This is a genomic window from Acinetobacter sp. YH12219, from assembly GCF_013417875.1.
Classification (GTDB): Bacteria; Pseudomonadota; Gammaproteobacteria; order Pseudomonadales; family Moraxellaceae; genus Acinetobacter; species Acinetobacter amyesii.
In genome coordinates this window covers 22,384-32,452 of record NZ_VPDC01000027.1, presented here as the reverse complement: position 1 = coordinate 32,452, position 10,069 = coordinate 22,384, and the positions used below count along the sequence as shown (strand labels likewise).

Annotated in this window: 11 protein-coding genes and 1 pseudogene; 6 read left to right on the top strand and 6 right to left on the bottom strand. The window is 38.1% G+C overall.

All coding sequences use genetic code 11. The annotated features are described in order from the left end of the window. Positions 1-466: 466 nt before the first annotated feature. The 4 genes from FTV04_RS14965 to ftsY form a co-directional block, all read right to left on the bottom strand. A complete protein-coding gene (locus tag FTV04_RS14965; RefSeq protein WP_180090241.1) occupies positions 467-1,144 on the bottom strand; it encodes a DUF2057 domain-containing protein in 678 nt (225 codons plus the stop codon). Between the two features lie 182 nt (positions 1,145-1,326). Next, a complete protein-coding gene (locus tag FTV04_RS14960) occupies positions 1,327-1,920 on the bottom strand; it encodes a nitroreductase family protein (protein WP_180090236.1) in 594 nt (197 codons plus the stop codon). A 211-nt stretch (positions 1,921-2,131) separates the two neighbouring features. Further along, on the bottom strand, positions 2,132-2,818 hold the full coding sequence (locus FTV04_RS14955) for a nitroreductase family protein (protein ID WP_180056124.1): 687 nt from the start codon (positions 2,816-2,818) through the stop codon (positions 2,132-2,134). Between the two features lie 175 nt (positions 2,819-2,993). Then, positions 2,994-4,100, bottom strand: coding sequence for a signal recognition particle-docking protein FtsY (gene ftsY / locus FTV04_RS14950; RefSeq protein ID WP_168379661.1), 1,107 nt, complete (start codon positions 4,098-4,100; stop codon positions 2,994-2,996). A gap of 250 nt (positions 4,101-4,350) precedes the next feature. Here ftsY and FTV04_RS14945 point away from each other — a divergent pair. Further along, positions 4,351-5,667, top strand: a pseudogene (locus FTV04_RS14945) (M16 family metallopeptidase); the annotation flags it as partial. 123 nt (positions 5,668-5,790) lie between these two features. After that, on the top strand, positions 5,791-7,359 hold the full coding sequence (locus FTV04_RS14940) for a pitrilysin family protein (protein ID WP_180090232.1): 1,569 nt from the start codon (positions 5,791-5,793) through the stop codon (positions 7,357-7,359). Here the strand turns inward: FTV04_RS14940 and FTV04_RS14935 are convergent. Together FTV04_RS14935 and FTV04_RS14930 are read right to left on the bottom strand one after the other, a co-directional pair. Then, entirely contained in the window at positions 7,283-7,606 is a 324-nt protein-coding gene (locus tag FTV04_RS14935) for a hypothetical protein (protein WP_111884935.1), read from the bottom strand. The two genes, FTV04_RS14940 and FTV04_RS14935, sit on opposite strands and share 77 nt — an antisense overlap. Positions 7,607-7,715: 109 nt before the next feature. Further along, positions 7,716-8,075 carry a hypothetical protein gene (locus FTV04_RS14930; protein ID WP_180090229.1) on the bottom strand — a complete coding sequence of 120 codons (360 nt, stop codon included), beginning with the start codon at positions 8,073-8,075 and terminating at the stop codon, positions 7,716-7,718. A 222-nt stretch (positions 8,076-8,297) separates the two neighbouring features. Here FTV04_RS14930 and FTV04_RS14925 point away from each other — a divergent pair, with 222 nt between their 5' ends. The 4 genes from FTV04_RS14925 to FTV04_RS14910 all read left to right on the top strand — a co-directional run bounded on the left by FTV04_RS14925 (position 8,298) and on the right by FTV04_RS14910 (position 10,061). Then, positions 8,298-8,531, top strand: a complete 234-nt coding sequence (locus tag FTV04_RS14925) for a hypothetical protein (RefSeq protein ID WP_078188494.1) — start codon at positions 8,298-8,300, stop codon at positions 8,529-8,531. A 140-nt stretch (positions 8,532-8,671) separates the two neighbouring features. Further along, positions 8,672-9,049 carry a DUF2750 domain-containing protein gene (locus FTV04_RS14920; protein ID WP_078188495.1) on the top strand — a complete coding sequence of 126 codons (378 nt, stop codon included), beginning with the start codon at positions 8,672-8,674 and terminating at the stop codon, positions 9,047-9,049. Positions 9,050-9,155: 106 nt separating this feature from the next. Next, positions 9,156-9,587: a CBS domain-containing protein gene (locus FTV04_RS14915; protein WP_078193901.1), complete on the top strand. Its 432-nt coding sequence runs from the start codon at positions 9,156-9,158 to the stop codon at positions 9,585-9,587. Between the two features lie 123 nt (positions 9,588-9,710). After that, positions 9,711-10,061, top strand: a complete 351-nt coding sequence (locus tag FTV04_RS14910; protein ID WP_180060180.1) for a hypothetical protein — start codon at positions 9,711-9,713, stop codon at positions 10,059-10,061. The last annotated feature ends 8 nt before the right edge of the window (positions 10,062-10,069 follow it).

Sequence of the window (10,069 nt, the reverse complement as noted above, 5' to 3'; positions counted from 1 at the left end):
TACTGACAAAAATTTGCTCAAATAAACTTCGAGTAATTTCTACCATCAATCAATGAAAATAATTTCGATCGATCAACCAGTAAAAATCCACACAAGTTGTTCTTCATAATCTCTTAATGATCTTCTTAATGCTTCGTCAGCAAATAAGAAACAACATCAAACAACTCAAAACCTTGTGTTTATCGCTGTCTGCGTTGGTATGCAGCGTATTCTATAGAGTTTCAAAACAAACACAAGCCCCTATCACAGAAATTTCTATGATATTGCGCCTGAGTGTATATTTTTTAAACTATAAGCAATTTATTGCTTATTTAAAGATCAATATATCTACATATTCCGCTTTATGAAAGACGAATTTTATAATTATTGGTGATTTTTATATTCTTCAAACTAAAAAGCCCGTAATTCAACGGACTTTTCGAATAGCACTGACTTGAATAAAACTAATGAAGTTACGAAAGTGACTTTAGTTTGCTTGCTCAGCCAACCAACTCATGAATTTTTGTCGTTCAGCTTTATTGGCCTTTTGCCAAAGCTGAATTAATTGTTGATCTGCCCCATTTTCATTAATAATCACATTTTTTGAAGCTACTACAGGAGATACTACGTTCGTTGGTTTTGCAGTTACAGATTGCGCATAAACAGGTGCTGGTTGATTTTCTGGCACAGCTTCTTTCTTCGTAAAATCTACTGCATTACCTAAAACACCATTGGAGAAAATCGTTTTTTGTTCTTTCTTCGCCCCAGCTTGCTGCACAAGTAATTGATTAGATCTGTCATACAAACCAAATATCGGCTGGTCTTTATATTTTTGCGCAGCATCAAAATCTTTTGGTGCATTGACTAGACCCAAACGATACTCTTGACCATCAATCAGTGCTGGAGTACGAATAGCGGCCACACCTGACTTTAAAATATCGTGAGAATTATCAGCATGTTGAAAAAATTCGCTATAACGTACCGTTAATAGGTTTTCACCTGCATCTAGCTTATACTTCTCCGTAGATCGAAATAAACCACCAGTAACTTCTTGATCATTAACTGCAACTATTTTAATTTCTTCCGGAACAGTCAAAGTTACAGCTGCAAATCCGGCACTACTTAACATCAGCGCTGCAGCAGCAACAGTTAATCTTAAAGTCATCATTATCACTCTTTATCAATTATTTAGTTTGGAATGCACTATGCAATGCATATATGACAATCTTATGACATCTAACAATCACTGTATATTTTGTTTCAAGACATTATTTTGATATTCATTCAAGAATTTTGCATATAAAAAAAGGATGCTTAATGCATCCTTTTTAATTCATCACACCATCATTACTTAAATGTTTTGAATCGTTCTTCATCTGCAATAAAGGTTTTTTCGCCTGCAGGCGCTTCAATCGAACCGAAAACAAGTTGTGCACGTAGTTTCCATTGATCTGGCACATCAAATTCCGCAGCTGTTTCAGCATCAACAATTGGATTGTAATGTTGCAATGATGCACCGATATTTTTTTCAGCCAAAGCCGTCCAAGTAGCAAATTGAGCAATCGCTGTTGAGTGTTCAGACCATACTGGGAAATTATCTGCATAAAGTGCAAATTGTTCTTGGAGAGCTTTTACTACAGCCTGATCTTCATAAAATAATGCTGTACCAAAACCTGCTGCAAAACTATTAATCTTGCCATTGGTTCCTTCAAATGCATCTGCAGGCACAATCTTACGTAAAGTTTCACGTACGATATTCCAGAATTTTTGATGTGCATCACCAAACAGAATAACAACACGAGACGTTTGAGAGTTAAATGATGATGGACTTAAACGTACAGCATTTTTAATGGTTTTCTCAATTTCATCTTGCGATAAACTCACGTTATTACCAATAGAATAGATTGTGCGACGTTGTTCGATTTGATTCAAGAATGACATTACAAGACCTCTTTTTATTTTCAATTAGCTTACTAAGTTGAGATTTATAATAGGTGAAGTTTTTAAACGTTGCATGACTATATTTACAACATTGTGTCTTATTTCTAGAACAATCAGTTGTAAGCATCTAAATACCCACAACTCATTTACATACAGATTTTAGTTTACTGCTCTAAAAGCAGAGATCAAAGCAACTTACAGCACATAGAAATTACTCATAAATTCTAAACTGATCTTGGTCTTCTGGTTCTAAACGTTCAGGCGCTTGACCTTCAATTGAACCAAAGACCAATTGTGCACGCAGCAACCATTGTTTTGAAATATCAAAGTGTTCAGCAACAGCATAATCAATGTGTGGGTTATAGTGCTGTAAACATGCGCCTAGACCTGCATCTGCGATCGAAGTCCATACTGCGAATTGGGCCATGCCAGACGTTTGCTCCGACCACACTGGAAAATCTTCTGCACTTAATGGCACTTTCTTTTGTAATTGTTGAATCACGGCTTGATCTTCATAGAAAAGCACAGTTCCCAGGCCAGCTGCACATTGATCTATTTTGAGCGCCACACCCTCAAAAATATAACTCGCAACATTCTTGCGTTGTACGTCTTTTACTATGTCCCAAAATTTTTGATGCGATTCGCCAAATAAAACCACAATACGTGTACTTTGTGAATTATATGCAGATGGACAACTTCTTACAGACTCTTGAATCAGTTCAGCCAAGTAAGCCTGACTATAATGTACCTTCTTTCCAAGCTCGTAAATACTGCGACGTTTCTTTAGTTGGTCGACAAATGACGCTTCTACTTCTTGGTCAGTATTTTTCTTTTTTAATTTAAAATCTTTAGTGATATCCGCAGTCAATACATGACCAATTTTATCGAGTAACGCCACCCTAAACACCCCAAAGCAATTTTTATATATAAACAACAATTCCTTACTTATTCTAAGGGTTTATTAGGCTGAATTTTGATTATGATTTATTCACATGTTGCTTTTTAAATCAATCAATAAACCCTAAAACAAATAACTCCGCATTTTGCGGAGTTTATGTGACATTTAACGCATTTTATTTATCAGTTTCAAATAATGCTGCGACAAATGATTTTGCTGAGAATGGACGCAAGTCATCAATTTTCTCACCTACACCAATAAAACGAATTGGTACATGGGTACGGCTTGCAATATTAAATAACACACCACCTTTCGCAGTACCATCCAGTTTAGTAATGGTTAGACCTGTAAGCCCTACTGCCTCGTCAAACATTTCAACTTGGTTAATGGCATTTTGACCTGTGCCTGCATCTACCACTAACATCACTTCATGCGGAGCTGTAGCGTCAATTTTTTGCATTACACGTTTTACTTTAGACAACTCTTGCATGAGGTGTCCTTTGTTATGTAAACGACCTGCGGTGTCTGCAATCAGCACGTCTACGCCTTTTGCACGAGCACTTTCAAATGCATCAAAAATAACAGAAGCAGAATCTGCACCATGACCTTGAGCCACAACAGCAATATTATTGCGTTCACCCCAAATTTGTAATTGTTCTGTTGCTGCTGCACGGAATGTGTCACCAGCAGCCAACATTACTTTTTTACCTTCACCTTGTAAGCGTTTCGCTAATTTACCAATCGTGGTGGTTTTACCCACACCATTTACGCCAACAACCAAAATCACATACGGATTTTTATTGCTGTCGATATGCAGTGGTTTAACACGTGGTGCAAGTAATGCCACAAGTTCTTCTTGAAGCGCTTTATATAAAGAGTGCGAATAGATTAAATCGCCACGTTCAGTACGTTCAGTTAAGTTCGCAATAATCGTTTTGGTTGCATCAACACCAATATCAGCAACCAAAAGTTGCTCTTCAACCTCTTCTAAAAGTTCATCGTCAATTTCCTTCCCACCGATCAGGATATTCACCATGCCGTCTGCCAAGTTCTTACGTGACTTTGCTAGACCTTCTTTCATTCGACTAAAGAAGCCGCCTTTCGCCTTCGAGTCTTCAGTTTCTGACTCTGTTTCTTGTAATGGTGCAGCAACGTCTTGCTGTACTTTCGGTGTCTCGATAATCGGCACATTTACCGCAGGTAAACTCGGTAGCGTGACATCGTCATCACCGATATCAGCATCAATCAAAAATTTATTCTGCCCATGAGATTGCTGTTGCATGCCGAATCCTTGAAAAGCACTGCGTTAAAAAAACCGATTCTATCATAAGTTATCTTAAATTGAGTCGATACACGCCTGTCAGAGCGAAGCACACTAAAAAACAACATGTTGAACTTGCAATCAAAATTAACTTTAGGAAAACTAGATAGCTATAAAATGCATTTTAATGGATTCCTTTGTGTCCCATAAAAACAGATTTTCTCCTTGTTTTTTTAAAACTTTATTTCGCTCTGCACTTCCTATCTGTGTTATCAGCAGTTGCCTTTGGTCTGCACCCAATCTACATGCAGACACACGTACCCAATTAACGCGTAGCACCTTTGAAACCACGCTTAAAAATGGTTTAAAGGTCATTATCCGTGAAGACCACCGTGCACCAATGGTAATGACTCATATTTGGTATCGCGTTGGCAGTAGTGATGAGTCGGGCAATCTATTAGGGATCTCTCATGCACTCGAACATATGATGTTTAAAGGAACCACAAAAGTTCCTAATGATGAATTTACACGTCTTAGCCGTATCTATGGCGGCAGCATCAACGCTGCAACCTTTACCAATTACACGAATTATTATCAGTTGTATCCTAAAGCCTACTTCCCTATGGCGCTGGAGCTCGAAGCGGATCGTATGAGTAATTTACAATTACAACAACAAGATTTCGACCCTGAAATTAAAGTGGTTATGGAAGAACGCCGACAGCGCACAGATGACAATCCTCGTTCTTTGGCTTATGAACGTTTCAAATGGATCTCTTATCCAACCAGTCACTATCGTCAACCCGTCATTGGACACATGAAAAATCTGCAAAACATCAAATTGGCAGATTTAAAGCAATGGTATAAAGATTGGTATACCCCGAATAACGCCATTTTGGTGATTGTCGGTGATGTCGATGCCGAAGCAGCCATTCGTCAAGTTCAAAAATACTTTGGTGATATTCCATCACGCAAAACACCTGATCGTAATGATGTGATGGAATTCGAACGTGTGGGCTATCGTCATATGGAACTAAATTTACCCGTACAAGTGCCTAATTTGTATATGGCGTGGAATGTACGCTCACTGGCTACTGCAAAAAACCCACAAGATGCATATGCTCTCAATATTATTCGCAACATTTTAGATAGTGGTATTTCATCGCGCCTACAAGACAAACTGGTACGCGATAAAAAATTACTCACCGCTGTAAGTGTTTCTTATGATCCATACAATCGTGGTGATAGCTTGTTTACCATTTCAGCACTCCCTGCCGATGGCGTCAAAATGGAACAAGCGCAAAAAGCGATACAAGATGAAATCGACACTTTAAAAACAGAATTAGTCAAAACACCTGAAGTTGAACGTATCACCACACGTTTTGTCTCCAATTTAGTCTATAACCAAGATGACATCAGTAGCCAAGCCAAGACAATCGGCAACTTAGAAGTCAATGGACTCAGTTTCAGGCTAATGGACGAATTACCAAAACTATATGAAAACGTCAGCGCACAGGATATTCAACGTGTCGCAAATGCGTATTTTGTCCGAGAAAATTTAAGCACCATGTATCTATTTCCAGAACAGTCAGAGGTTCCAACAACCTCAAATAAAGCAGATCAAACTACAAAACCAGCTCAAACGGAAGTTGTTATTCCAGAGCAACAAATCAGCTCAACCCAAAACACTGAAAGCGTCTTGTAAGGATTAGTGATGACTATTACGAAAATTTTATCTCTAAGCTTACTCACTGCGTTTGGCTCAATCCTTCATGCAGAAACTTATAAGGAAAATGTTCCCGACCTCAACGATAATCCGAGCCAATTACAATCTATCCCAATGCTGCAAAGTTTAAAGAATTTACAGATTGATAAAGACTACCGCGCTCCGCTCGTTCAAATGCTGAAAAACCGAAATGGTGTGAATAGCCTGTTTGTTGAATCACAAGATCTACCAATGGTGGATATTCAACTGACCTTTAACGCAGGTTCTGCTCGTGATGAAGAAGTCGGAAAAGGCTTATATGGTGTTGCCAACATGGCTGCACGTTTAATCGATGAAGGCACAGAAAAATACAATGCAACGCAAATTGCCACGGTTTTTGACCAAACTGGTGCTCAATTTAGCGTGCAAGCACATCGAGATATGTTTGTCGTTCGGTTACGCGTATTGTCAGACCCTAAAAAATTAGAACCTGCTTTAAGTATGATGATGGACGTGATTAAAAATGCGACTTTTAAAACCTCTAGTCTAAACTTAGCTCTCAGTAATAACCAAGCTGGTCAGAAGCAACTCCAAGAAAGCCCAAGTCGCTTAATGAATATTCGTTTCTATCGGGCTGTATACGGCACACATCCTTATGCAGAACCGATTACGGGAACCAATGGCAGTATCAAAAAAATAACACCAGACATTTTAAAGAAGTTTCGTGATCAATTTTTAGTTGCTCAAAACATGAATATTGCCATTACAGGTAAACTCAGCAAAAAAGAAGCGCAAAACCTAGCAGAACGTATTTCTGGAAACTTAAACCAAGGTGAAAAAGCCAAAGCGCTTGCACAACCAGAAGAAAAACAAGGCTTTGATATTATCCATCTTCCCTACAATTCCACCCAAGCCAACGTCATATTTGGACATTTAGGCACCACACGCGATAACAAAGATCGATTAGCCTTAGAAGTAGCTAATCGAATGTTTGGCGGTGGTGGTTTTAACTCGGTCCTCATGCAAGAGCTTCGTGTTAAACGTGGTTATACTTATGGTGCCTATAGTGCATTTAGCTTTAGCCAAGCACCCGGAATCTTTAGTTTTAGCTATGGAACACGTCAAGATCAGCTTATAGATAGTATTCGAGTGGCACATAAGGCTTTTAATGATTTTGTCAAAATGCCTATTGATCAAAAACAAATGGAAGAAACCAAAGCCGGTATGCTGCGTGCTTTTCCAAATAATTACAGCAGTAATGCAACGATCAATGCACAGCTTGGTCTATTGGGCTTTTATCAACAAGACCCAGATTATTTGACCCAGTACCCTAAATTACTGGAAAAAATAACTGTAGCTGATGTACAAAATGCGGTTCGTACCTATATGCACCCTGAAAATATGACGGTGATTGTGGTCAGTAAAACCTTAGATAAAAATGAAGTACAGCAGATATTGGAGGAGAATGTACAAGCAGCTCCAACCAAGATAATCCCTGCGACTAAGGCTGTTCCTCTGCCAAAGCCGGAAGTTGATGTGCCCGCACAGATTCCATCTGATAAGCATGCATCAATTTAAGATAAGCACCCACACGAATGCGATCTTGCTGTCTGAGCAGCATCGCCATTTCCTGTGTTTCAGGATAACTTTGCTGCAACGCAAGTCGTGACACGTTTTGGTATTGCTGTACAGAAATAGGACGATATAAGGCAATCACAGCCAATACCAAAATCACCACGATCATGACTGAAACAAAGATATTATAAATTTGCTCAAGCTGTATTTTAGATTTGAATTGAATAATTTTTTCTAAATCAATAGTCATACACTACCTCAGGTTCAAAGTAGTGTATGGCTGACGTTCAAGAAGTTCAAGTCACAGCGCTTAAAACTGTATCAGTTCACTGTTTCAGTCTGTGAGTTAGCTAAACAATTTAATGAATAATGGTTCGTATCACCGCAAAATAAAGAATTAATGCAATAATCGCCAAAACGATAAATACTGCAAAAATACTCATTCCACCTTCTGCATGCGCAGGATGTAAATCATCATCATCGGCGATTTTGAGTAATTCGCCATTATATGCATTGTAAAATTCTAAGCGCTGTCCCTTATCTAAATCCCGTGTGAAATCATATACACGTTTGCGCTGTGCCAAACCAAAATCCCCTAAATGAATTTCTTGATGAAAAATTGCTTCATCAAGATTGCGACGATGTAGATGTGCCAATTCCACAATTTGCGCTAATGTCGGAGGATAATCTAAAGTTAAACCGTCTAAAACTTTTGTCATTTTACTTCTCCTTATTATCTACAACTTCTTATATTAGTATTTTACCCATGAAAACAATTGTTCATTGTTTAATCATGTAAACTATAGCAAATTAGAAATACTTACGTGAATAGTTGACAATTCAAGATAATTGTAATATTAGTTTAATAATACTTAGTTAAATTAGTTAATAGGGCTAAAGAATGGGCCCTTAATGATCATAATTAGAATAAGGAGTTAAATATGATTCAACAATTCTCTCAACATGAACTCGAACATGTATACGCAAATGCGGTAAACACAATTCAATCTCAAATGAACTTCAGCGATGCAGTTCACGAATTGGAAGATGCAGCTCGTGCTGGACATGGTAAAGCAGCGTTATTTTTGGCTGAACTTTATTATCAAGGCTTCCGCGTAGAACGTGACTCACTCAAAGCGCAATATTGGCAGAACATGGCCACCTTGCAAGCATAACAAAACGTCACTAAGGTGGCGTTTTTTTACACCCTTCAACTTTTAACTACATAAATTCTTACAATCCAGTTCAAAGCTTACACTGCTTTTTCATAAGAATTTCCTACAATAGGAGCAACATCAACAACACGCTGCATATGATGTCTAAATTAAAGCAATATAAACCTATTCCAAAAGATTTATTTTTCAAAATTAGTATTTTAAAAACCATGATGTACTGTGGAGTCCTTTGGGGTCTCTACCACCAACAAGGTTGGGCAATGACCAGCGATCAAGATCATATTATCTTCCCGTTTTGGCTAAATGGCATTCAAGCGCATAAATATGCCAAAAAGCATTGGCCCAACTACACTCCACGACGCATTACACCAGAAGATTTTGAGGCATCGCTATTACCAACATTGACACGCCTTAAAGTTATCCCTGCGTTGCATAGCTCAAGTCACATTCGTCTCAAGCTCACAACCTCACAAATGCGTTTATTCTTTTTTAACCAAGATAAGATTCAAATGGCATAAAACCCTCAGTGCATGTTTGACCTCTGCATGCACTGAAAAGTATTTGCTTTTTTCAAATTTCGCGCTAATTTAAATTAAACAAAAACTACTATAAAGGAATGAAAATATGACTACAGTTGCCCAAGTACTTAAAGACAAAGCTTATCAAGAAATTTACACCATCACCCCAGATGCGACTGTACTCGAAGCCATTTCCCTGATGGCACAAAAAGGCATTGGTGCCCTCGTTGTGACCCATGAAGGCACAGTTGTTGGGATTTTGTCTGAGCGTGATTACACACGTAAAATCGCACTCATGGAAAGAACCTCTTTCGATACCTCTGTCAGCGAAATTATGACGGGTAGTGTCATCACCGTGACAAGTGCCGCGACTGTCGAAGAATGTTTAGAACTTATGACAGATCGCCATTTACGTCATTTACCTGTCGTTGAGGAACAGAAATTAACCGGCTTAATCTCCATCGGCGACCTTGTAAAAGCAGCAATGGATGATCAACGCAAACTGATCGAACAACTTCAACAATATATTTCAGGCTAAACTCAATAATTCCCCCTTAACAAGCTTTAAGGGGGGAATTCTAAAAATCAATAATTTAATATAATTCAAAATTTGTAATGACATACACATTACAAATTAATTACTTTTCTCAATTTCCTTCTTATGCTTAAACCCGCTTTAGATAAATTAGACCAACTAGATGCCATCATTTTAGAATTAGAACGCTTAATGTTATCGATGAAAGACGATGAACTGCTGCAATACCACCGATGTACGATCAATTTAGAGATTGCTTCTGCTGTCGCTGAAATTTTAGATGCAAAGGCAATTATTTATGCGCTACATCCTGAGTTAATTCCAATTACATCAAGCGTTAACCACACTATATATAAAAATTATGTCAAAAAAAATATCCCAGTTAAAAACTGGGATACTTCGAATATAGATCGGGCTATACAACTGCAAAAGATTTTTGCACCATCAACAGATGATGAGCAACTTAGTCTTTTTTAATGGCAGTA